The 21812-nt window shown below is 67.5% G+C and carries 20 protein-coding genes; 3 read left to right on the plus strand and 17 right to left on the minus strand.

The annotated features are described in order from the left end of the window. Positions 1–31 precede the first annotated feature (31 nt). The 9 genes from ABB25_RS06735 to glnA form a co-directional block, all read right to left on the minus strand. Entirely contained in the window at positions 32–643 is a 612-nt protein-coding gene (locus ABB25_RS06735) for a helix-turn-helix transcriptional regulator (protein ID WP_160319418.1), read from the minus strand. A 246-nt stretch (positions 644–889) separates the two neighbouring features. After that, positions 890–1513, minus strand: coding sequence for a superoxide dismutase family protein (locus ABB25_RS06740; RefSeq protein ID WP_425477313.1), 624 nt, complete (start codon positions 1511–1513; stop codon positions 890–892). Between the two features lie 12 nt (positions 1514–1525). After that, positions 1526–2095 carry a superoxide dismutase family protein gene (locus ABB25_RS06745; RefSeq protein ID WP_057665233.1) on the minus strand — a complete coding sequence of 190 codons (570 nt, stop codon included), beginning with the start codon at positions 2093–2095 and terminating at the stop codon, positions 1526–1528. A 51-nt stretch (positions 2096–2146) separates the two neighbouring features. After that, positions 2147–3592 (minus strand): nitrogen regulation protein NR(I), encoded by a 1446-nt coding sequence (ntrC, locus tag ABB25_RS06750; RefSeq protein ID WP_057665235.1) that lies wholly within the window; start codon positions 3590–3592, stop codon positions 2147–2149. Further along, a complete protein-coding gene (locus ABB25_RS06755; protein WP_057665236.1) occupies positions 3589–4632 on the minus strand; it encodes a two-component system sensor histidine kinase NtrB in 1044 nt (347 codons plus the stop codon). Before ABB25_RS06755 ends, ntrC begins: the two co-directional genes overlap by 4 nt. 49 nt (positions 4633–4681) lie before the next feature. After that, on the minus strand, positions 4682–5425 hold the full coding sequence (locus tag ABB25_RS06760; RefSeq protein ID WP_057665238.1) for an N-acetylmuramoyl-L-alanine amidase: 744 nt from the start codon (positions 5423–5425) through the stop codon (positions 4682–4684). An 83-nt stretch (positions 5426–5508) separates the two neighbouring features. Continuing rightward, positions 5509–6933, minus strand: a complete 1425-nt coding sequence (locus ABB25_RS06765; protein WP_083488158.1) for an ammonium transporter — start codon at positions 6931–6933, stop codon at positions 5509–5511. A gap of 19 nt (positions 6934–6952) precedes the next feature. Further along, positions 6953–7291, minus strand: coding sequence for a P-II family nitrogen regulator (locus ABB25_RS06770; protein ID WP_057665243.1), 339 nt, complete (start codon positions 7289–7291; stop codon positions 6953–6955). 301 nt (positions 7292–7592) lie between these two features. Next, entirely contained in the window at positions 7593–9002 is a 1410-nt protein-coding gene (gene glnA, locus ABB25_RS06775; protein ID WP_057665245.1) for a type I glutamate--ammonia ligase, read from the minus strand. A 223-nt stretch (positions 9003–9225) separates the two neighbouring features. Here glnA and ABB25_RS06780 point away from each other — a divergent pair, with 223 nt between their 5' ends. Together ABB25_RS06780 and ABB25_RS06785 are read left to right on the plus strand one after the other, a co-directional pair. Then, on the plus strand, positions 9226–10020 hold the full coding sequence (locus tag ABB25_RS06780; protein WP_057665247.1) for an undecaprenyl-diphosphate phosphatase: 795 nt from the start codon (positions 9226–9228) through the stop codon (positions 10018–10020). 48 nt (positions 10021–10068) lie between these two features. Then, positions 10069–10887 (plus strand): META and DUF4377 domain-containing protein, encoded by an 819-nt coding sequence (locus tag ABB25_RS06785; protein WP_244477767.1) that lies wholly within the window; start codon positions 10069–10071, stop codon positions 10885–10887. Positions 10888–10960: 73 nt separating this feature from the next. On the opposite strand, the gene ABB25_RS06790 is transcribed toward ABB25_RS06785, so the two are convergent. The 4 genes from ABB25_RS06790 to ABB25_RS06805 all read right to left on the minus strand — a co-directional run bounded on the left by ABB25_RS06790 (position 10961) and on the right by ABB25_RS06805 (position 15510). Further along, complete coding sequence (locus ABB25_RS06790; protein ID WP_057665249.1) at positions 10961–11569, minus strand: YbhB/YbcL family Raf kinase inhibitor-like protein; 609 nt, start codon at positions 11567–11569, stop codon at positions 10961–10963. A gap of 15 nt (positions 11570–11584) precedes the next feature. After that, entirely contained in the window at positions 11585–13657 is a 2073-nt protein-coding gene (locus tag ABB25_RS06795; RefSeq protein WP_057665250.1) for a tetratricopeptide repeat protein, read from the minus strand. Positions 13658–13734: 77 nt separating this feature from the next. Continuing rightward, a complete protein-coding gene (locus ABB25_RS06800; protein ID WP_057665367.1) occupies positions 13735–14712 on the minus strand; it encodes a YheT family hydrolase in 978 nt (325 codons plus the stop codon). Between the two features lie 9 nt (positions 14713–14721). Then, the gene (locus ABB25_RS06805) at positions 14722–15510 is read right to left on the minus strand and encodes a lysophospholipid acyltransferase family protein (RefSeq protein WP_057665252.1); all 789 of its coding nucleotides are present in this window, start codon (positions 15508–15510) and stop codon (positions 14722–14724) included. A gap of 105 nt (positions 15511–15615) precedes the next feature. On the opposite strand from ABB25_RS06805, the gene ABB25_RS06810 reads away from it, so the two are divergent. Then, entirely contained in the window at positions 15616–18183 is a 2568-nt protein-coding gene (locus tag ABB25_RS06810; RefSeq protein WP_057665254.1) for a sensor domain-containing protein, read from the plus strand. Here ABB25_RS06810 and ABB25_RS06815 read toward each other — a convergent pair. From ABB25_RS06815 to ABB25_RS06830, 4 genes are all read right to left on the minus strand, one after another. Next, positions 18180–18623 (minus strand): hotdog fold thioesterase, encoded by a 444-nt coding sequence (locus ABB25_RS06815; protein ID WP_057665256.1) that lies wholly within the window; start codon positions 18621–18623, stop codon positions 18180–18182. The two genes, ABB25_RS06810 and ABB25_RS06815, sit on opposite strands and share 4 nt — an antisense overlap. Positions 18624–18684: 61 nt before the next feature. Further along, complete coding sequence (locus ABB25_RS06820; protein ID WP_057665258.1) at positions 18685–20733, minus strand: phospholipase D family protein; 2049 nt, start codon at positions 20731–20733, stop codon at positions 18685–18687. Beyond that, positions 20730–21323, minus strand: coding sequence for a YceI family protein (locus ABB25_RS06825; RefSeq protein WP_057665259.1), 594 nt, complete (start codon positions 21321–21323; stop codon positions 20730–20732). Before ABB25_RS06825 ends, ABB25_RS06820 begins: the two co-directional genes overlap by 4 nt. 3 nt (positions 21324–21326) lie before the next feature. After that, positions 21327–21803 carry a SixA phosphatase family protein gene (locus ABB25_RS06830; protein ID WP_057665261.1) on the minus strand — a complete coding sequence of 159 codons (477 nt, stop codon included), beginning with the start codon at positions 21801–21803 and terminating at the stop codon, positions 21327–21329. Between the last annotated feature and the right edge of the window lie 9 nt (positions 21804–21812).

Below are 21812 nucleotides of genomic sequence, written 5' to 3' on the forward strand. Positions count from 1 at the left end.
GGCTCTAACAGCCCGGATGCCGATCAGTCTGCTACAGGCGCAAATCCAGGCTTTTCCAGCCGGTTGCAGTTGCTTGGCCCACCGTTGCAGGTCGCATGCGGGTAGCCGGAAGGTATTCCGCTGACGGTGCAATGCCGTAGTACTGCCGGTAGGCGCGGCTGAAACTGGACAGGCTGGAATAACCGACCGAATAGGCCACTTCGGAAACATTGTCGCTGCCGGCCAGCAACAACTGCTTGCCCAGCTGCATGCGTATCTGGCGGATCAACTCCCCCGGCGAGCAACCGGCCTGGTCGACGATTTTCCGGTGCAGGCTGGAACGCGACATATGCAGTGCATCGGCCATCTGTTCGACGGACAGGTTTTCGCTGCTGGCATTTTCTTCAATCCAGGCAATCGCCCGTTGCAGTACCTCTTGGCGTTGCCGGCGCGGGCCATCGCCGGGTGATGCCGGCTGCTGCAGCGCACACTGCCGGCAGGCTTCACCCAGCAGCGCCAGGGCCCAGGCCAGCACGCACAGCGTGCTTGACCCCAGATTTCCCACCGCCGGCTCAGCACGGCTTTTCCGGGTGGCAAACCACAGCTCGCCCGGTGTGGGCGTTGCAGCGCATTCGCACTTCGTCATCGGGTCATGAACCTCCATTGCGTCTCCTTGTGACTGTTCCATTCCCTGACCTGCCGCCAACACGGGCGGGCAGGACAGCAATGGTTGTCGCCATCGCAATGCCCCGGTGTTTTCCACGCGTTGCAACAACTTGTCAGAACACACCAGAGGCGGCGAACTGCCAAACCGGTCCTGTCCTCTTACGTTTGCCCCTCAACGCACGATGCCGGCACAGGGCCGGCATCGTGGTTTGCTCACAGGTTGTAACGCGGTTGCCTGTCGGCGTTACTGCGCGCTGCCGATCACCCCGCAGGCCAGGCGGGCACCGGCATTGCCGGTCGGCTGGCTGACATAGTCATCCGGGTCGGCATGGATGATCAGGCCACGACCGAGGATGTCGTGGCTGCTGCCATCGCCCAGGGTGGCCTCGCGCGCGAGCAGGCCATCGACCGTGGCAACGCCCTGGGCGTCGGCCCGCATGTTCGGCATGTCGCCGGTGTGGTGGACCGGGGCATCGTGCGCGCCATGGGCCACCGCGTCCGGATTGAAATGGCCGCCGGCACTGCTGCCATCGGGCGCAGCGCAATCACCGGTTTCATGGACATGGAAGCCATGTTCGCTGTTGGGCTTCAGGCCGCTGATGGTGCCACGCACGCGCAGCTGCCCGCCCTCGCGGTAGAACTGCAGCCGGCCGCTGACCTGGTTGCCGGCCGTCGGCAGCAACTCGGCCGCCGCAACCGCCTGCCCCGGGCCATCGTTGGGTGCGGTATTGACCGGCGCTGCCGCCGGCGCGGGATTGTCAGCCGCTGGTGCCGGCTCGGCCGGGGCCGCCGGGGATTGTCCGGCCTGGTTGCAGCCAACCAGCAACACGCTCAACACGGCCGCACTCACTACGCTACGCATGGGTATTCCTCCAGAAAGTCAGGATCTGCTACGAATCACGCCACAAGCTACCCGCACCCCGGCATTGCCTGCCGGTTGGCTGCGGTAATCATCGCCCTGGCCATGCACCACCAGGGCACGGCCAAGGATGTCATTGCCGGCACCGCCACCAAGCACGACCCCGGCCAGGTACACATCCACCGCTACCCGCCCGCCGGCATCGGCCTGCAGGTTGTCCATGTCACCCAGGTGATGGCCGCCCTGGCCGGCACGGCCATGGGCCTGTCCGAGCGGATTGAAGTGGCCACCGGCACTGCTGGCATCCACCGCCGTGCAATCGCCACGCTCGTGCACATGGAAGGCGGCGAGCTGGTGGGCACGCAGGCCGCCGAGGGTGCCGGTGATGCGCACGCCACCGGGCTGGCTGGCCAGTTCCAGACGGCCACTGACCAGGCTGGCCGACGCCGGTGCCAGCGCCGCCTCGGCCTGCATCACCGTGCCCACCTGCGCCAGTACCGGTGCCGGCGGCGCTTCGGGCCTGGGTACCGGTGCGCTTGAACACGCGGCCAGGCCTGCCATCGCCACTACCGCCAACCAATCAACCCGCATGCGCCTGCCTCCGTCAAAACATCGTGCGCGGCAATGGTAGAGCAAACACGCCTAGCCCCGGTGACGGCTGGCACCGAGCTTGCGGGTCAGGGTATTGCGCCCTACCCCGAGCCGGCTGGCCGCTTCGGCGCGCCGGCCGCCGGTCAGTTCCAGCGCCACTTCCAGCAGGGTGGTATCCAGCCGTTGCCGTGCCTGCGCGTGCACATCGGCCACCCCGGCATGCAGCTGCTGCCTGGCCCAGGCGGCCAATGGCGCCTCCCAGTCCATGCCGCTGCCGGCCAGCGCCGGCCCGGCCAGGCGGCCACCACGCGCCAGCGCGGCCTGGACATCGGCCGCATCGATGGTGTCGGCCACCGCCAGCGCCGCCAGCCGCCAGCAGACGTTTTCCAGCTCGCGCACATTGCCCGGCCAGTCATGCGCCGACAACGCCGCCAGTGCCGGGGCGCTGAGCCGCTTCAGGGGCATTTCCAGCCGCTGAGCCGCGCGTGCCAGGAAGTTCTCCGCCAGTACCGCGATATCGGCCCGGCGGTCGCGCAGCGGTGGCATCCGCAGCCGCACCACGTCCAGCCGGTGCAGCAGGTCGGCACGGAAACGCCCCTGCTCGACCAGTGCCTCCAGATCCTGATGGGTGGCGGCGACCACGCGCACATCGACGTGGATCAGCTCACGGCCACCGACCCGGAAGAATTCGCCCTGGGCCAGCACCCGCAGCAGGCGGGTCTGCAGCGAGGCCGGCATGTCGCCGATTTCATCCAGGAACAGGGTGCCGCCATCGGCCTGTTCAAAGCGGCCGATATGGCGCTTGTTGGCCCCGGTGAACGCGCCGGCCTCGTGCCCGAACAGCTCGCTTTCCAGCAGCTCGGCCGGAATCGCGGCGGTATTGAGCGCCACGAACGGACCGTGTGCGCGTGGCGATTCGCGGTGCAGGGCATTGGCCACCAGCTCCTTGCCGGTGCCGGTTTCGCCATGGATCAGCACGCTCAGCGGCGCCTGCGCCAGCCGGCCGATGGCCCGGAACAGCGCGCGCATCGGCTCGGTATCGCCGATCAGCTGCGGTGGGCCGTCCACCGAGACCGCGGCGGGAGTGGCCGCAGCAGCCGGCAACGGCGGCTCCTGCAGGGTCGGCAAGGCGCGCCGCGCCAGCGCCACCGCCTCGTCCAGGTCGAACGGCTTGGACAGGAACTCATGCGCGCCGCCACGAAACGCCCCGGCAGTGCTGGCCACGTCGGTGTAGGCGCTCATCACGATCACCGGCAGCTGCGGATGCTCGGCCTTGAGCCGCTCCAGCAGGGCCAGGCCGGATTGCCCGGGCATGCGCACATCGGTGAACAGCAGGGCCGGCACCTGGCCAGCGGCCAGCGCCGCCAGCACCGCATCGGCGCTGTCGAACACCGCTACCTTCCAGCCGGCCTGGCGCAACGCGGTGGCCAGTACGAAGCGCACCGAGCGGTCGTCATCGACGACCCAGATCACGGCTGCAGCATCAACAGTGGTCATGGCACCTCCGCAACGTCGTCCAGCAAGGGCAGCAACAGGGTGAACACGGTATGCCCGGGGCGCGAGCGGTAGCCCAGCGAGCCGCGGTGTTCGCGCGCCACCTGCTGTGCCAGCGCCAGCCCCAGGCCCGTGCCCTCGGCACGGCCACTGACCAGCGGCAGGAAGATATGTTCGGCCAGGTCTTCCGGCACGCCACGGCCGTCATCGGCAATTTCCAGCCGCAGCACCAGTGGGTGGATCATCTCGGCGATGCGCGCACCGTGGTCGACCCGGGTGCGCAGGGTCACCGTGCTGCTGCCGGCCTGCATCGCATTGCGCACCAGGTTCCAGATCGCCTGGGTCAGGCGGTCGGCATCGCCGGTGAATTCGGGAATCGACGGGTCATAGTCGCGCTGCAGGCGCACCGCCCAGCCGGCTTCACTTTCGGCCAGGCGCAGCACCCGTTCCAGCACTGCATGGATGTTGAGCCGCGCCGGCGGCTGCGGCGGCTGCGGCGAGAGCAGCTGTTCAAGCAGGTTGTTCAACCGCTCGATCTCGCTGCTGATCAGCGCGATCAGCTCGCCCTCTTCCGGGTCACGCCCGGCGCTGCGCCGGGCCAGCAGTTGCGCCGCGCCCTTGAGCCCGGCCAGCGGGTTGCGCAGCTCGTGCGCCAGGCCCTTGAGCGCGGCATTCAACGCACTGGGCAGGGCCTGCACCGGGTCGGCCACGGCAAACTCATCAACCGGATGCAGCTCCAGCAGCCAGCGGCCATCATCGCTGCGCCCGAGCCAGCCCTGGGCAAACTGCACGCTCTCGCCGGGCAGGGCCAGCGCCAGCCGGTCCAGCCGCAACAGATCGGCCTGGTCGCGCGCCATGAAGTGCGCCAGCACCTGGCCCTGGGCTTCCAACGCCGACAACGGCAACCCGATCAGCCGCCGGGCACTGACCCCCAGCCAGCGCACGAAGGCCGGGTTGACCCCGCGCACGTTGCCATCCGGCCCGGCCCAGGCCAGGGGCGTGGCCAACTGTTCAAGATCCGGTGGGGCGTCACTGGCAGTCATTGCACCAATATAGTGCAAAGCCCGCGCAGCCGGCAGCGCCCTGGTCTGCTCAAGGCAGCTGCTGCAGCAACGAGTGCAGGATGCGCGCATCCTCCGCATCCAGCACCGGCGGCAGCTGGTCATCACCGCGGAAGCGGCGATGGAAGGCGGTAATGGCCGCCTCCGGCTTGCCGGCATCGACCGGATAACCAAACGCACGCAGGGCCAGCAGCGGATCAAACCCTTCCGGGGCCGGGCCATGCTCGGCCTTGGGCCACAGGCCAAAGCCGGCCTCGGCCAGGGTCTGCCACGGGAAGAAACGGTTCGGGTCCTGCTTGCGCATCGGTGCCAGGTCGGCATGGGCGATGACCGCATGGCGCGGGATGTTCAGCCGTGTGCTCAGGTCCTCCAGCAGCACGATCAATGCCTGGATCTGGGCCGGCGGGAACGGGCTGTCACCATCGTTGTCGATTTCGATCCCGATCGAGGTCGAGTTCAGATCCCCCAGCGGGCCCCAGCGGCCCGGGCCGGCATGCCAGGCGCGGCGGCTGTCCTCCACCAATTGGTACAGGTGGCCGTCCTTGCCGAGCAGGTAGTGCGAGCTGACCTTGCCACCGCTGTTGGCCGTGCTCAGCGTGTGCAGGCTTTCCTCCACCGAATCCTGGTCGGTGTGGTGCAGCACGATCACCACCGGCCCGCGTTCATTGTGGTTGGGCGATGGGTGCCAGCTCGCCAGCGGGTTACGCACCACCTGCGGAGAGCAGGCGCTCAGGGCGGCGACCAGCGCCAGGGGCAGCAGCAGGTTTGTTTTCATCCGGGCATTGCAACCGTCAACGGCGGGGCCCACAAGTTACCGAAGTCACGGGCGCCAGCCGGCGCCCGTGACCGTTGCAACCATCAGCCCTCGTAGGCGCGCTCGCCGTGGCTGGAGATGTCCAGGCCCTGGCGCTCGGCCTCGCTGTCCACGCGCAGGCCGCCGAACAGCACCCGGGCCAGCAGCAGGATCAACGCGGTAGCCACCGCGCACCAGACCACGGTGAATACCACCGAGACCAGCTGCACCCAGACCTGCGCGCCGATGCTGCCCTCCAGCCCGGTGCCGCCGAGCGAGGCATCACTGAACACACCGGTGAGCAACGCACCGATGATGCCGCCCACGCCATGCACGCCGAACACGTCCAGGCTGTCATCGGCGCGCAGCAGGCGCTTGAGGCCATTGACCGCCCACACGCAGACCGCACCGGCCAGCACACCGATCACGATCGCCCCCATCGGGCCCACCGTACCGGCGGCCGGAGTGATGCCGACCAGGCCGGCAATCGCGCCGGAAGCGCCACCCAGTGCCGAGGGCTTGCCCTTGCTGATGGCTTCGATCACGGTCCAGCCAACCACACCGGCGGCGGTGGCCACCATGGTGTTGAGCATCGCCAGCGAGGCGGCGCCGTTGGCCGCCAGCGCCGAACCGGCATTGAAGCCGAACCAGCCCACCCACAGCAGCGCGGCACCGATGAAGGTGAACGGCACGCTGTGCGGCTTCATCGCCTCACGGCCATAACCCAGCCGCGGGCCCAGCAGCCAGGCGCCGACCAGGCCGGCCACGCCGGCATTGATGTGGACCACGGTGCCGCCGGCAAAGTCGATCACGCCCTTGTGCGCCAGAAAACCCTCGGCGCCGCTCCACACCATGTGCACCATCGGCAGGTAGGCCAGGGTGACCCAGGCGATGGCGAAGAACATCACCACCTTGAACTTGATGCGTTCGGCGAACGAGCCGATCACCAGCGCGGTGGTGATGCCGGCAAAGGTGGACTGGAAGGCGACAAACAGGAATTCAGGCAGGCCGTTGGCCACCGAATCGGCGGTGATGCCGCGCAGGAAGGCACGCTCGCTGAACGAGCCGAAGAAGGCATTGCCGGCACTGAAGGCCGCGCTGTAGCCGTAAGCCACCCAGACCAGCACCACCACCGAATACACCACCAGCACCTGCATCAGCACCGACAGCACGTTCTTGCTGCGCACCATGCCGCCGTAGAACAGCGCCAGGCCCGGCACCACCATCAGCAGCACCAGCAGGGTCGAGGTCAGCATCCAGGCCACGTCACCGTGGTCATAGGCGGCGGCAGCCGGCCCGGCAACCGCGGCCGGCTCGGCCGCTGTCGGCTCCAGCGCAGCGACGCTGACTTCCGGGTCGGGCAGCGGAATCACTTCGGCCGGTGACTGTGCAAATGCCAGCGGCCCGGCCAGCAGCGCCAGCAGGACGGTGAAAAACAGCAACAGCGCAGCGTGCCGCGGCATCAGCCCGGCAGGACGAACAGTCTTCATGGGGTAGCTCCGTGGGAGGTTAGAGCGCGTCGACGCCGATTTCGCCGGTACGGATACGGATGACCTGGTCAACCGTGGCGACAAAGATCTTGCCGTCACCGATCTTGCCGGTGCCGGCGGCCTGCTGGATCGCCTCGATCACCGCCTCCAGCGAGGCTTCGGCTACGACGGTTTCCAGCTTGATCTTGGGCAGGAAATCCACCACGTACTCGGCACCGCGGTACAGCTCGGTGTGGCCCTTCTGCCGGCCAAAGCCCTTGACCTCGGTCACGGTGATGCCGGTCACGCCCACCTCGGCAAGGGCCTCGCGGACCTCGTCGAGCTTGAACGGCCGGATGATGGCGGTGATCAGTTTCATGCAGGTATCCCGATGGTGGAGGTCGAGGCAATGGCCTTGCCGGCCACGCCTGGCTGGCCGCACTGCGCAACAACGGCGCAGGCGGTACATCGAAAAGTGCTGTGTGTGCATCACGGCGCGTGCTTGCGCGCCGTCAACGCCACCTCCCGCTGATGCGGAAGACACGTCCGGATAACGGCTGCACCCACAAGGGATGGCACTGCTGCAAGCCCCTGCCCCGGCTCCCCAACCGGGGCAACGGCAACATCCTGGCCGGCGGGGGGAGGAACCTCCGGCCGGGATGGGTTGCCGCGATCAACAATCAGATCGCGTAGTACAGCTGGTATTCCAGCGGGTGGGTGGCGGCACGGAAGGAGGTCACTTCCTTCATCTTCAGGGCGATGTAGCCGTCGATGAAGTCGTCGCTCATCACGCCACCGGCCTTGAGGAACTCGCGGTCCTTGTCCAGCGCTTCCAGCGCCTGGTCCAGCGAGGAGCAGACCTGCGGGATCAGCTTCTCTTCTTCCGGCGGCAGGTCGTACAAGTCCTTGTCGCTCGGTGCGCCCGGGTCGATCTGGTTACGGATGCCGTCCAGGCCGGCCATCATCAGCGCGGTGAAGGTCAGGTAGCCGGACTGGATCGGATCGGGGAAGCGCATCTCGATGCGACGGGCCTTCGGGTTGGCCACGAACGGGATGCGGCAGGAGGCCGAACGGTTGGAGGCCGAGTAGGCCAGCATCACCGGGGCTTCAAAGCCCGGGACCAGACGCTTGTAGGAGTTGGTGCCGGCGTTGGCGAAGGCGTTGATCGCCTTGGCGTGCTTGAAGATGCCGCCGATGTACCACAGCGCGGTCTGGCTCAGGCCACCGTAGCCGTCGCCGGAGAACAGGTTCTTGCCGTCCTTTGCCAGGCTCTGGTGCACATGCATGCCGCTGCCGTTGTCACCGACGATCGGCTTGGGCATGAAGGTGGCGGTCTTGCCGTTGCGGTGGGCCACGTTCTTGACCACGTGCTTCAGGCGCAGCAGCTCGTCGGCCTTCTTGACCAGGGTGTTGAACTTGGCGCCGATCTCGCACTGGCCGGCGTTGGCCACCTCGTGGTGGTGCACTTCCACTTCGATGCCGACCGCAGCCAGGGTCTTGCACATCTCGGCGCGGATGTCGTGCAGCGAATCGGTCGGCGGCACCGGGAAGTAGCCACCCTTCACCGTCGGGCGATAGCCGGAGTTGGCGCCGCCCATCTTGTCGCCGGTGCCCCAGGCCGCTTCCTCGGAATTGATCTTGAAGAAGGTGTTGCCCATCTCGTTGGCGTAACGCACCGAATCGAAGATGAAGAATTCCGGTTCCGGGCCGAAGAAGGCCAGGTCAGCGATGCCGGAGGACTTCAGGAAGGCCTCGGCGCGCTTGGCGATGCCGCGCGGGCAGCGGTTGTACGGCTGCATCGTGGCCGGGTCGAGGATGTCGCAGCTGATCACCAGGGTCGGGTCGGCATAGAACGGATCGACGTAGGCCGACTCGGTATCGGGCATCAGCACCATGTCCGAATCGTTGATGCCCTTCCAGCCGGCAATCGAGCTGCCGTCGAACATCTTGCCTTCCTCGAACAGGCTCGGCTCGATGATCGAAACCGGGAAGGTGACGTGCTGTTCCACACCACGCATGTCGACAAAGCGCAGGTCGACGAACTCGATCTGGTTTTCCTTGATCAGCTTCTCAACGTTTTCAACGGACATCGTTACAACCTCGGCGGGGTGGATTCGTAGATCAGGTATAGCAAACCACGTGCCAACTTTTGATTTTTCTGCAAGCCATTGTTTTAATAGGGAAATAAAAACATGCAGGAAGGCCGCGCCCCTTGGCTGTGCACCAAAAAGGTGCATCCTTGCTGCAACGCACCGCATGGGTGCAAACTGAACGCGTTTTCCGCCCTTCCTGCTCCAGCGCTGCCCACTGCCCATGTCCGACCTGTTTAGCGCCCTGCTGCTGGGCATCATCGAAGGCCTCACCGAATTCCTGCCGGTGTCCTCCACCGGCCACCTGCTGATCGCCCAGCACTGGCTGGGCAGCCGCTCGGACTTTTTCAACATCGTCATCCAGGCCGGCGCGATCGTCGCGGTGGTGCTGGTGCTGCGCCAGCGCCTGTGGAGCCTGGCCACCGGCCTGGGCCAGGCCGACAACCGCGATTACGTGCTCAAGCTGGGCACCGCCTTCCTGGTCACCGCCCTGGTCGGGCTGCCGGTACGCCTGCTCGGCTGGGAACTGCCGGAAACGGTGACCCCGGTGGCGATCGCCCTGATCATCGGCGGGCTGTGGATGCTGCTGGCCGAAAAGCGCGCCAGCCTGCTGCCGGACCGTACCACGGTGACCTGGACGGTCGCCGTCGGCGTCGGCCTGGCCCAAGTGGTGGCCGGGGTCTTCCCGGGCACCTCGCGTTCGGCCGCAGCGATCTTCCTGGCCATGTTCCTGGGCCTTAGCCGGCGCGCGGCCGCGGCCGAGTTCGTGTTCCTGGTCGGCATCCCGACCATGTTCGCCGCCAGTGGCTACGCGTTGCTGGAAATGGCCAGCGAGGGCCAGCTCGGCAACGAGGCCTGGGCAGAAGTCGCACTGGCCTTTGTCGCCTCGGCGCTGACCGGCTTTGTCGTGGTCAAATGGCTGCTGGGCTACATCAAGAACCACAGTTTCAATGGCTTTGCCTGGTACCGGATCGCGCTCGGTATCGGCCTGTTGCTGCTGCTGCCGGCCGGCAGCTGAGTCTGCGGCCTTCCCGCCCCCCATTCACTTGGATTGTTGGAGGTTGTTGTGTTGCGAGCCGCCCTGTTGACCCTGCCGCTGGCGCTGTTGACTGCCTGCGCCCCATCAACGCCGACCCCGGCCAGCCAGGCCGTGGACAGCCAGACGTCCGTGTCCCCGGCTGAATCCACGGGTTTGACCGTCGATGCCAGCCAGCTGGGTGCCAACCACTGGCTGCTGACCTCGGCAACCGATGCCGGCAACCAGCCGATCGATGTGCTGTTCCCGAATGAAGACGTGCCGTTGCAGCTGGACTTTGCCGAGGGCCGGATCCACATTTCCGGCGGCTGCAACCAGCACAATGGCAGCTACCGGCTCGAGCAGCAGACCCTGGTCATCGGCCCGCTGGCCGCCACCGAACGCGCCTGCGAACCGGCGCTGATGGCCGCCGACCAGGCCATCGCCGCCCAGTTCAGCAAGCCGTTGCAGGTCAAGGCGATCGATTCGGGGCAGCTGCTGCTGGTCAGTGCCGACGGCGCCACCCTGAGCTGGCGCGGCGAGCCCACCGCGCAGACCCGCTTTGGCGGCCCGGGCGAAACCGTGTTCTGGGAAGTGACCCCGCAGCGCAAGCCGTGCAGCCACGGCGTGATGGCCAACGCCCAGTGCCTGCAGGTACGGCCGGTGCACTACAGCGCCGAAGGCATCAAGCAGCCTGCCAGTGCGGATTTCAGTCTTTTCTACGGTGAAATCGAGGGATACCAGCACCAGCCCGGCACCCGCAACATCCTGCGGCTCAAGCGCTATCCGGTGGCCAACCCGCCGGCCGATGGCTCCTCGCTGGCCTACGTGCTGGACCTGGTGGTGGAAAGCGAGAACGTCGGCCCCTGAGCCCAGGCGATGCCATAAGCGCAGGCAACAAAAAACCGCCGGTCTGCACCGGCGGTTTTTTCATTGCCTGCGCTTACAGCGCCGGGTTCAGCGTGTAGGTGCCATGGATGGCGGCCTCGGCCAGCACATGGCCCTGCATCGCCGCCTGCACCTGGGCGGCGCTGAAATCGCCGTCCACCGGCAGCGTGGCGATATCCAGCGCGAACAGGCGGAAGAAATAACGGTGCACGCGGGCATCGTTGGCTGGCGGGTAGGCGCCGTCGTAGCCGCGGTAGGTGCCGGCCATGGTGGCATCGCCGGCAAACCAGCCGGTGTAGTCATTGATGCCCTGGCGCGCGCCGGCCGGGCCGGCCGGTGCCTGCTTGCCGCCGACGACAAAGCCGTCCGAACAGGCACCTTCGGCGATTTCCCGCACATCGGCAGGAATGTCGACCATCACCCAGTGGCTGAAATCACAGCGTGGCTGTTCCTGCGGAATGATGACCCCTTCGGCACCGACCATCGACGGCACCGTCGGCACATCCGGATCCACGCACAACAGCACGAACGAGGCGGTACCTTCCGGAACCTGCTCCCAGGCCAGCTGCGGGTTGCGGTTGCTGGAAAAGCCATCGGCCTTGCCGGCCGCCAGGGCCACCGGCAGCGGCTGGCCGTTGTCAAAACTGCTGCTGGTCAGTCGCATCACATCCTCCTGTGCTCAATTTTCGGGATAGCCCAGACGCACAGCGACCGGGGTCAGGTTGTTGAAGGCAGCGCCCAGCACATCGCGGTACTGGCGCCAATGGCCGGACGGCAGGCGCGGCGGCGGCAGCTGGTCGACCACCGGGAAGCCGGTGTTGAAGACCTGCTGCAGCAGCTGGGCAAGGCCCTGCGGGTCGCGCTCGAAACCATCGATGCGCATCAGCGCCACCGGATACAGCGATTGATCGTGCAGGTTGGCCAGCTGCTCCAGGCCGCGCTGCAGCCATGCGGTGGCCTCGGTGATGGTGTTCAGCGCGAACGGCGCGGACGAACCGAAGGCCAGCCACTCCAGCAGCATGTCGCGCGGGTCACGCAGCACCACCAGCAGGCGGGCCTGTGGCAGGTGCTGGCGCAGCGACCAGAGCAGGCCGTTGTCCCACCACAGCAGCCAGTCGATGATGTTGCCGTTGGCAACGCCACGGGCCGGCAATGCATCACGCCATTGCTGCACCAGTGCCTCGGCGGACAGCTCGCCACTGGCCAGCGCGGCCAGGGTATCGAAGCGCTGGAACGGGTCATTGGGCGGGTTGCTGCCGAAACGGTCGGTACGCAGCACCGGGCTGGCCGCACCCATTACGGTGACTACCCGCTCCACGCCCGAACCGGGCAGGCCGGTGACAAACAGCGGGCGGTCGTGCATGTCTTCGCTGATGGGGGCCAGCTCCGGCCAGCTCATCGGGCTCTTGGCCTGCGGCGGCAGCGGCAGCCGCTGCGGTGCCTCGGCCTGGCGTACTTCCAGCCAGGTGGCCACGGCATCGGCCGGGCGCTGGGCACCGTCCTGGACCACGCCCAGCCAGGTGCGCAGCGTCGGCCGCGCAGCCTCGTCGGCGCGCTCGATCATCGCCTGCACATGCGCCACCGCCGCATCGGCGTCATTGCGCTCCAGCAGGGCGCCGACCACGCGCTGTTCGGCGCTGACCCGGCCCGGCTCCAGTTCGATGATCCGGCGTGCCACCGCCTCGGCCTGTTCCGGCTGGGCAAGCATGTCGTGCAGGCGCATGCGCACCTCCCACGCCGGCACATGTGCCGGCATCGCCTCGACCCAGCGCTGGGCCACCGCGGCGGCCGCTTCCGAGCCCACCGGCTCCACCGCCAGCCGGGCCAGCCACAGCGAATGCTCCTGCGAGCGGGCCTCCAGCTGCGCATCGAGCACTTGCCGTGCCTCGTCCTCGGCGCCCAGTTGCTGCCAGGCCATCAATGCCACCTGCAGTGCACGTGGATCCAGCACCTCGTCCTGCAGGCAGGCAATGGCATGGTCGGCGGCCGCTCGCGGCTGCCCGGCCTGCAGCTGGATCATTGCCGCCAGCCGGCGTACCCCCGGGGTGTTGCCCTGCGGGGCGGTGAGCATCTGCTCGAGCATCTGCGCGGCGCCCTCGCTGTTGCCCTGGCGCAGGCACAGGTCGGCCACCAGCGACATCAGCGGCAGGCTGTCGGGCTGGCCGGCGATGACCTTGCGGAAGGTCTGCTCGGCAAAGGCCAGGTGTTCCTTGGCCAGGAACGCAAAGCCCAGGCCGTACAGGATGCGCGGGTCATCCGGCAGCTGCTGCGCGGCATGGTTGAGCAGGGCCAGCGCCTGGTCGGCATTGCCTTGATGCAGCGCGACCATGCCATCGATGGCCAGCAGCTGCGGATGCTCCGGAGCCAGCCGTGCAGCCACCTTGCTCAGGCTCTGCGCGCGCTCGAAATCCCGCTGCGCGAGCGCCAGATGGGCCTGGATCAGGTAGCTGTCCAGCTGGTTCGGGTCCAGCTCGGTGGTGCGTTCCAGCGCCGCGTGCGCCTGCTCGAACTGGCGGCCGGTCAGCAGCAGGGTGGCGCGCTGCAGGTGCAGCACCGCATCGTCGGGCTGCAGGCCCAGCGCCTGGTCCAGCGCGGCCAGCGCGGCCTCGACCTGGCCCTGCTGGCGCAGCGCAGTGGCCAGCCAGCTCAACGGTTGTACCTGGCCCGGGGATTGCTCGACCCACTGCTGGGCCAGAACAACAGCCTCATCGTTGGCGTTGCGCTGGAAGGCCTGGAGGATCTGTTCTTGCATGACGTTCAGGAATCAGTGGGCAATTGCGCATTGTAGCCATCCCCACCGCCGTTGCCCGGCCAGCAGCCATGCCAGGCTCAGATTTGTTGCAGCTGCCGGCACACCCAGTGTTCGGCCCAGCCGTCGCCATGCAGGTTCTCGATGAAGCCGCAGTGGCCGCCCCAGCGGCTGATCAGCAGCTGCGAATGCGCCGGCAACGGCCAGTCCTGGAAACTGGCCAGCGGAATCACCGGGTCATCGGCGGCCATCAGCACCGAGGCCGGCACCTGCAGTGGCGCGATCCGCGGGCCGGCCACCGAATAGGCATCGAAATAGTCCTGGACGGTGGCAAAACCGGCATAGCGACTGGCCAGCCAGGTGGTCAGCCCGCGCAGGTCCTGCGCCAGTACCTGGTCATCACAATGGGCCATCAGCTCGGGAAACAGCGCGCGCTTGCGCCGCAACGAGGCAGTCCACTTGCGGTGGAAGTAGCGGCCATACAGGCCGCTGCCACGCTCGAGCTGGTCCATCGTCTGGCCCGGGTCCAGCACCGGACAGACCGCCGCGACCCGCTGCAACGGTATCCCGGCCGCCGGCGCCTGCAGGGCCAGGCGCAGGGCAAAATTGCCGCCCAGCGAAAACCCGGCCGCGACCAGCGGCAAGGCGGGATAACGCCGGGCCAGGTCGGCGGTGGCATTGACCACCTCGTCCAGCCGCGCCGAATGGAACAGGCCCGGATTGAGGTGGAAGGTGTCACCGTGGTCGCGGAAGTTCAGCCGCACCACTGCAAACCCGGCCTGCAGCAGCCGCGCGGCAGTCATCCGCATGTAGCCGGAACGGGCACTGCCCTCCCAGCCATGCAGCAGCAGCGCCAGGGCCTGCGGCGAACCCTGCGGCAGGCGGCTGTGCCAGGCCTGCAGGCGCACCCCGTTGCCGCCATCGAGCAGCAGTTCCTCGCTCACCACCCCGAGCTGGCGCAGCAGGCCTGCGCCGCGCCGCTGGCGCAGCTGGCTGGAGGACAGGTAGGACTGCAGGTGGCCGTTGCGCAACCACGCCGGCGGCTGATAGGCCTGCATCATCGCTTCTCAGGCCGCCATCGCCTGCACGATCCGCTCGCGTGCCAGCTCGGCAATCTGCCGCCGCCCGGCCAGTTCGCCCGGCGCAATCGGGGCCAGGAAATGCAGCTGTGCACTGCGCGCCGGTTCACCGAGCAGGCGCAGGAAATTGCCGACAAAACCTTCGCCCTCGGCAAAGGCAACCTGCGTCTGCGCCTGGCCGTGCTCACCATAGACCAGCGCCACCGGCTGTACCGGGACCCGGGCCTGTACCGCACAAGTGAAAATGCGCGCATGGAACGGCCCGACCTCGTCACCACTGCGCGTGCGCCCTTCCGGAAACACCGCTACCGGCCGCTGCTGGCGCAGACGCTGCTCCATTTCATCCATCACCCCGCCCAGCGACTGGGTATCGCCACGGTGATGGAAGATGGTCTGACCGCGCGCGGCCAGCCAGCCGACCACCGGCCAGCGCGCGATCTCGGCCTTGGCAACGAAGCCGACCATCTGCTGGCTGTGGATCATCTGGATGTCGATCCAGCTGACATGGTTGGCCACCAGCAGCACGCCACCGGGCAACGGGGAACCCGACCGCGACACCCGCAGGCCAAAGACACGCAGCAGCCCACCCGACCACAGCTGCACGGCACGCTGCTCCAGCGGCAGGCCGCCAACGCCCCAGTCGCGCCATGCCGGCAACATGGACAGCAGCACCAGCGGAAGCCCCAAAAACAGATGCACGAGGAGCCAAGGAATGCGATAAAGGTAGCGGAAGGTACGCGCCACCCAATGGTCGGTGACGACAGGGCGTGAATTCATCCATTCACGATACCGGATAGCCCGGAGTCGACGCCAGCAGCCGCGGGTCAGGGTTACGGGTAGGTTGGGCAAACGCGCACGATTGCATCGGGAACAGAGCCTGCAATGGAACAACCGGAGAGTGGTCTGGACAGCAATCCCGAGGCAATTGCCTTGGCCGCCGAGCAAGCCGACCAGGGCATCTTGCTGCTTGACCGGGAGCTGCGTGTGCGCTGGCTCAACCAGGCCGCTGAACGCCTGTGCGGGCTGCGCCGCCGGCATGCCATCGGCAAGCCGCTGGCCGAGCTGGTTCCGCTGCCGCTTGCGCGTCATTTCCACCCGCGCGGCCGCCAGCGGCGTACCCGGATCGACACCGTGCAACGCTACCGCGGCGACATCCAGCTGCTGCACGCCGATGGCCACCGGCACTGGGTCAGCGTATCGGTGCACGGCATCGCCGGCAGTGGGCTGCGCGCCATCTACCTCAGTGACATCCAGAGCCAGCGCAGAGCCGAGGCACGCAGCCAGCTGCTCACGATCGGTTTTGACCAGGTCCGTGCGGCGATCCTGATCACCGACGGCCAGGGGCGGATCCTGCACGCCAACCGCGGCCTGCGCCAGCTGCTGGGCTACAGCGATGCCCAGCTGGTCGGCCAGTCATTGCTGCCGCTGGTCATCGACAGCTCGCAGGGCACCAGCTCCAGCCAGCAGCTGCTCGCGCCACTGCTGGCCGGACAGCCGCTGCGCACCGAGGTCTACCTGCGCCATTGCTCCGAACCCGGCGTCTGGTGCGAGATCAATGCCACCCCGGTGTTTGACGAGCAGCAGCAGCCCAGCCACCTGGTGGTCGTGCTCACCGATATCAGCGAGGCGCGGGTGCATGCCATGCTGCTCAACCGCCTGCTCGAGGCGATGGCCCGCGATGTCCCCACCGAAGAGGTGATGACCCTGCTGTGCAACGAGGTCGAGCGCATCGCGCCGGAGATCATCGCCTCGGTGGTGCGCATCGACAATGAAGGCAAGCTGCGCCCGTTCGCCGGCCCCAGCCTGCCGCCCAGCTACACCGCCTTGATCGATGGCATGCCGATCGGCCCGGCCTGTGGCTGCTGTGGCACCGCCGCCTGGACCGGCAAACCGGTGGTCAGCAGCAACATCGCCACCGATCCGAACTGGGAAGGGATTGCCTACCAGGCGCTGCAGCATGGCCTGGCCGCCTGCTGGTCGACCCCGGTGGAAGCCAGCGACGGGCGCATCCTGGGCACCTTTGCCTGTTACTACCGCACCGCCCAGGAGCCGGATCCGCGCCATCTGCGCCTGATCGACACCTGCGTGCACCTGTGCGCGGTGGCGCTGGAGCGTGACCTGTCACGCCAGCACATCCACCACCTGGCCTATCACGACAACCTGACCGGCCTGCCCAACCGCAGCCAGCTGGTCGCCCGTGCCAACCTGGCACTGGCTGCCGCCGAGCATGCCCACCACCCGGTCGCGGTGGTTTCGCTGGATATCGAGCGTTTCAAGCAGATCAACCAGGTGATGGGCCAGCACGCCGGTGACAACCTGCTGCGCGAAATTGCCCAGCGGATCCAGTCCGTGCTCGGCCCGGCCGATACTGCCGGACGCTTTGTCGGTGATGAATTTGCCATGGTCATTACCGACTGCGATGCCGAGCAGGCACGCAGCATCAGCCAGCACCTGATCGACCGCCTGCAGGCACCGTTGCAGGTGGGACAGACCGAGCTGCGCCTGCGCGCCGGCGTCGGCATCAGCCTGTATCCGGACAATGCCAGCACCATCCAGAGCCTGCTGCAGCAGGCCAACCTGGCGCGGATCCAGAGCAAGCTGCCCGGTGCCAGCCAGCCGCGCTTCTACAGCGAATCGATGGACCATGCGATGCAGCAGCGGCGGGCGCTGGAAATCCGCCTGCGCCAGGCGGTCAGCGAAAACAGCCTGCGCGTGCATTACCAGCCGCAGGTCAACCTGCACGACAACCAGGTGCACAGCGTGGAGGCCCTTGCCCGCTGGGACCATCCGGAACTGGGCAGCATCAGCCCGGAGTGTTTCATCCCGCTGGCCGAGGAATGCGGGCTGATCGGCGAGCTGGGCATGTGGATGCTCGGCCAGGCCTGCCGCGACCTGCGCCAGTGGCGCGAGCAGGGACTGGCGGTGAACTCGGTGTCGGTGAACCTGTCGCCGACCGATTTCCGTGATCCGGGCCTGACGGCGCGGGTCAGGCAGCACCTCCAGGCCAATGCCCTGCAGCCGGCGCAGCTGACCCTGGAAGTGACCGAGGCGGTGCTGCTGGACCGCCATCCGGATACCCTGCGCACGCTGCGCAACCTGGCCCAGCTGGGCGTGCGGCTGTCACTGGATGACTTTGGCACCGGCTATTCCAGCTTCAACTACCTGCGCGACCTGCCGGTGGCGGAGATCAAGCTGGACCAGAGCTTTGTCGCCAACCTGGAGACCGACCCGGTGGCGCTGGCGCTGGCCGAGGCGGTCTGCCGGATCGGCGCGGCACTGAACCTGGCCATCATCGCCGAGGGCATTACCGAGGCGTCCCAGGTCGCCAGGCTGCGCGCGCTCGGCTTCACCGCCGCGCAGGGCTTCCACTACACCAGTGCCCTGCAGGCACCGGCGCTGGTGCAGTGGCTGCGGCAGCATCAGGCCGGGCAGAGCGCACGGCCGGTTTAAGCGCCCGCGCGCTGCTGCATCGGCACCACTGCCAGGGTCAGGCGCGAGACGCACACGCGCTTGCCGGCGGCATTGCGGATATCGATTTCCCAGACCTGGGTGCTGCGCCCGACATGCACCGCGGTGGCGCGCCCGGTCACCACCCCGCTGCGCTCGCCGCGCAGGTGGTTGGCATTGATTTCCACCCCGACACACATCCACTGGCGCGGATCCACGCACAGGTTGCCGGCGGTGCTGCCCAGGGTTTCGGCCAGCACCACCGAGGCCCCGCCATGCAGCAGGCCATACGGCTGATGGGTGCGCGCATCCACCGGCATGGTGGCCTCCAGCCAGTCATCGCCGGCGGCGGTGAACTCGATTCCCAGATGGGCAATCAGGCTGTCGGCGCTGAGTGCATTGACCGCCGCCAGGTCCACCGGGGAAACAAACACGCTAGACATCGTCAAACACTCCCATCCAGGTAGAAAAAGGTCGCGCAGGATTGTCCTCGGAGGATTGCCCTCAGAGGATCGGCACCAGCCCGGCACCGAAGGCGGTGAGCATACGCACCAGCAGCCACTTGCCGCCGACATTGACCTCGGGGAAATCGCCCAGTGCGCGGTAACAGGCATAGAACTGTGGATCGCGGATCGACAGCGGCTGCGGGCACTGCGCCGAAGGCTGGTACTCAAACACCGTGGCATAGCGCCAGGGCCATACATCCAGCACCGGCAAGGCTTCTGAAGCCTTGCCCACGCTGTAGTTGAGCTGCCCGAGCACCGGCAGGTGCTGGCGCGGCGCCACCACCCAGGAGTTTTCCGGGCGCATGTCCGCCTCGATGCTGCCCGCCAGGGCCTGGGCAAACGCTGCATCCTCGATCACCACCATCGCCTCGGTGTTGTAGTTCTCGCTGCGCGGATCGAAGTTGTGGGTGCCGATCACGCCGATCCGGCGATCGATCACCAGGGATTTGGCATGCAGGCCCATGCGCACGCCATCGCGGGTCACCGGCAGCGGCCTGCTGGTCGCGCCGGAACCCAGGAACGAGGGCCGGGTTTCGGCACGCAGCACATCGCGCTCGACCTCGCTGCCACCGGGCTGGCGGCGGCGCAGGTCACCCAGGGCATTGGTCTGCGACCGGCCGCTGGCCCCGGAGCCCAGCAACGAGGACCGGGGCTGCGCAGCCGGCAGCTCACGCTCAACCGCAACGCCGGCGGACAGGGGCCGGCGCAGCTCACCGCCGGCACTGGCCTGCGGTGCCAGCACCCAGGCCGGCAGCATGTCGGTGGCCGCCCCCGGCTCCAGGTTGAACGCGGCTACCGGCGGCTGCTGTGGGAACGGCTTGTACTCGTAAATCTCCATCCCCAGCTCGCGCATGTTGCGGCGCTTGTACTTGTAGGACAGCGCATACACGATCGGGTTGTCGGTGGCCGCCAGGCTGTTGGTGGACACCTTCACCCGCACCCGCTGCGGGCGCTGGCGCAGCTGCCCGAACAGATCACGCGCGGCATCGGACATCACCAGGTACGGGGTCTGCAGTAACACTTCCTGCTGCGCCCTGTCGAGCAGGCGGTCCAGACGGAAGCTGGCATCCTCGTCGCCGGCCGCCGGCTGGTGCTTGTCCGGCAGGTCGGCCACGTAGTGCACCGGGCCGACTTCCAGCGCACTGTCGACAAAGCGCGCCTGTACCCAGGCCTGGTCATCGGCCAGTGCCTGCGCCCGCGCCACCCGTTCCGGGTTGCGTCCGGGCAACGGCGGCAACGCCGGCACGCCATGGCGCAGCAGGTAGCGGCCGACATCATTGAGCTGCTCCACCGGCACCGCCCGCGGCGCGGCCCAGAACGCATCGAAATTGACGGCCATTTCCCGCACTTCCGGGCCGCTGATGATCACGTCGCGGTCGCGGAAGTTGTATTCGGTATCCCAGTCGTAATAGTCGTCCTGGTAGTTGCGGCCACCGACCACGCCGATGGCATCGTCAATCACCAGCAGCTTGTTGTGCATGCGCTGGTTGAAACGGCGGAAACAGCAGATCACGCTGGCGGCGTAGTGCAGGTAGGTCGGGGTCGCCTTGCCGAAGGTCGGGTTGTAGACCCGCAGCTGCAGGTTGTGGTGCGCTCCGGCCAGTGCGCCCAGGGTCTGCAGGTCGGTGATCGCCGAGAGCTGGTCGATCAGCAGGCGCACCTTGACCCCGCGCCGGGCGGCGGCCAGCAGTTCATCGATCACCAGCCGCGCACTGTCATCGGTATCGAAGATGTAGGTCTGCAGGTCAATGCTGCGGGTGGCGCTGCGCAACAGGTTGATCCGCGCCACCAGCGAGGCTTCGCCCTCATCCAGGATGGTGGCGTAATGCACCGGCTGGCTGGGCTGGGAGCGGCTGAAGGCCTCCCCGGCCAGCGCGCGCAACGGCGAATCAGCCGCACAGTTGTCCTCGCGCTGGCAGTCGCGCGCGTCCGAACGCGCCTGCAGCGCGATGCCGACGGCGCGTTCGCGCTCGAACTGGGACAACGAGCTGCAGCCGCTGCCGAGCAGCAGCACGGCCAGCGCGATCAGGCGCAACCAGACCATCACGATGGATCCACGCCGCTCAGGCGCACCTGCATTACAAACGTCACCCGATCACCCAAGGCCAACTGCCAGCCGTCCATTCCATACACGGTGCGCGAAACCGTTCCGCGCCCGGAAACCGGACAATCATAGCCGGGAGCATCACATTGGGCCGGCATCACCCGCATCCGGATCGGCCCGCGGATGCCGCGCAGGGTCAGCTCGCCCTCGACATCCCCCCCAGCCAATGCGGTATCGGCCGGATGCGGCTGCGAGCTGAAAAGGATCTGCGGGTGGTGCTGGACGTCGAAAAACTCGGCACCGCGCAACCAGCCGGTGTAGCGCCGGTGGCCACTGACCTCGGCGCTGCGGGCGTCAATCACCAGGCTGACCTGGTGACGGCCATCGGCCAGGGTCTGCACCTGGCCGCTGAACACCGGAAAGCGGCCGGTCAGCCGCTGCCCGTAACGGGTACGGATCTCAAAGCCAAGAAGGCTGCGCTGGGTATCGATGGCCACCGTCTGCGTCGGCCCGGCAGCCCGGAGCGGCGGCTGCGCCTGGGCGCAGGCACCGGCCAGCAGCGCCAGCAACGCCAGCCAGCGCCAACCGCCCATGGTTTATGGCCACCAGAAGCTGGTCAGGGTGGCCACGCCCGGCTCCAGTGCGGCCTGTGCCGGCAGCGACAGCACCGCGATCCCGGCCGGCGGCATGCCGCGGTATTCGCTGCTGCTGCCACTGTTGAGCAGGGCCACCAGCTGCTCCAGCCCCGGGTTGTGGCCGACCAGCAACAGCCGCTGCACCTCCGCGTGCTGCTCGATCAGGCTGACCAGGCTGCCCGGCATCGCCTCGTAGATCCGTGGCTCCAGCCGCTGCTCGACATAGCCGGTCTGCGCCAGCACCGCCTCCAGGGTTTCGCGGGTACGCCGCGCCGGCGAGCAGATCACCCGGTCCGGCAGCAGGTGGTTGTCGCGCAGCCAGCGGCCGGCGGCCTCGGCTTCGGCCTGGCCCACCGCCGACAACGGCCGGTCCATGTCCGCCAGGCCATCGGCGGCCGCTTCGGCATGGGCGTGACGTAGCAAAATCAGTTCCCGCATGGTGTTGCC

The organism is Stenotrophomonas koreensis (assembly GCF_001431525.1).
GTDB lineage: Bacteria > Pseudomonadota > Gammaproteobacteria > Xanthomonadales > Xanthomonadaceae > Stenotrophomonas > Stenotrophomonas koreensis.

What these genes read in the sequence shown, in the direction of transcription:
- ABB25_RS06755 (WP_057665236.1), bottom strand. Translation starts at nt 4,632, where the DNA reads ATGACTGCCAGTGACGCCCCACCGGATCTTGAACAGTTGGCCACGCCC.
- ABB25_RS06780 (WP_057665247.1), top strand. Translation starts at nt 9,226, where the DNA reads ATGTCCGACCTGTTTAGCGCCCTGCTGCTGGGCATCATCGAAGGCCTC.
- ABB25_RS06795 (WP_057665250.1), bottom strand. Translation starts at nt 13,657, where the DNA reads ATGCAAGAACAGATCCTCCAGGCCTTCCAGCGCAACGCCAACGATGAG.
- ABB25_RS06765 (WP_083488158.1), bottom strand. Translation starts at nt 6,933, where the DNA reads ATGAAGACTGTTCGTCCTGCCGGGCTGATGCCGCGGCACGCTGCGCTG.
- ABB25_RS06760 (WP_057665238.1), bottom strand. Translation starts at nt 5,425, where the DNA reads ATGAAAACAAACCTGCTGCTGCCCCTGGCGCTGGTCGCCGCCCTGAGC.
- ABB25_RS06800 (WP_057665367.1), bottom strand. Translation starts at nt 14,712, where the DNA reads ATGCAGGCCTATCAGCCGCCGGCGTGGTTGCGCAACGGCCACCTGCAG.
- ABB25_RS06830 (WP_057665261.1), bottom strand. Translation starts at nt 21,803, where the DNA reads ATGCGGGAACTGATTTTGCTACGTCACGCCCATGCCGAAGCGGCCGCC.
- ABB25_RS06825 (WP_057665259.1), bottom strand. Translation starts at nt 21,323, where the DNA reads ATGGGCGGTTGGCGCTGGCTGGCGTTGCTGGCGCTGCTGGCCGGTGCC.
- ABB25_RS06735 (WP_160319418.1), bottom strand. Translation starts at nt 643, where the DNA reads ATGGAGGTTCATGACCCGATGACGAAGTGCGAATGCGCTGCAACGCCC.
- ntrC (WP_057665235.1), bottom strand. Translation starts at nt 3,592, where the DNA reads ATGACCACTGTTGATGCTGCAGCCGTGATCTGGGTCGTCGATGACGAC.
- ABB25_RS06810 (WP_057665254.1), top strand. Translation starts at nt 15,616, where the DNA reads ATGGAACAACCGGAGAGTGGTCTGGACAGCAATCCCGAGGCAATTGCC.
- ABB25_RS06815 (WP_057665256.1), bottom strand. Translation starts at nt 18,623, where the DNA reads ATGTCTAGCGTGTTTGTTTCCCCGGTGGACCTGGCGGCGGTCAATGCA.
- ABB25_RS06805 (WP_057665252.1), bottom strand. Translation starts at nt 15,510, where the DNA reads ATGAATTCACGCCCTGTCGTCACCGACCATTGGGTGGCGCGTACCTTC.
- ABB25_RS06745 (WP_057665233.1), bottom strand. Translation starts at nt 2,095, where the DNA reads ATGCGGGTTGATTGGTTGGCGGTAGTGGCGATGGCAGGCCTGGCCGCG.
- glnA (WP_057665245.1), bottom strand. Translation starts at nt 9,002, where the DNA reads ATGTCCGTTGAAAACGTTGAGAAGCTGATCAAGGAAAACCAGATCGAG.
- ABB25_RS06770 (WP_057665243.1), bottom strand. Translation starts at nt 7,291, where the DNA reads ATGAAACTGATCACCGCCATCATCCGGCCGTTCAAGCTCGACGAGGTC.
- ABB25_RS06790 (WP_057665249.1), bottom strand. Translation starts at nt 11,569, where the DNA reads ATGCGACTGACCAGCAGCAGTTTTGACAACGGCCAGCCGCTGCCGGTG.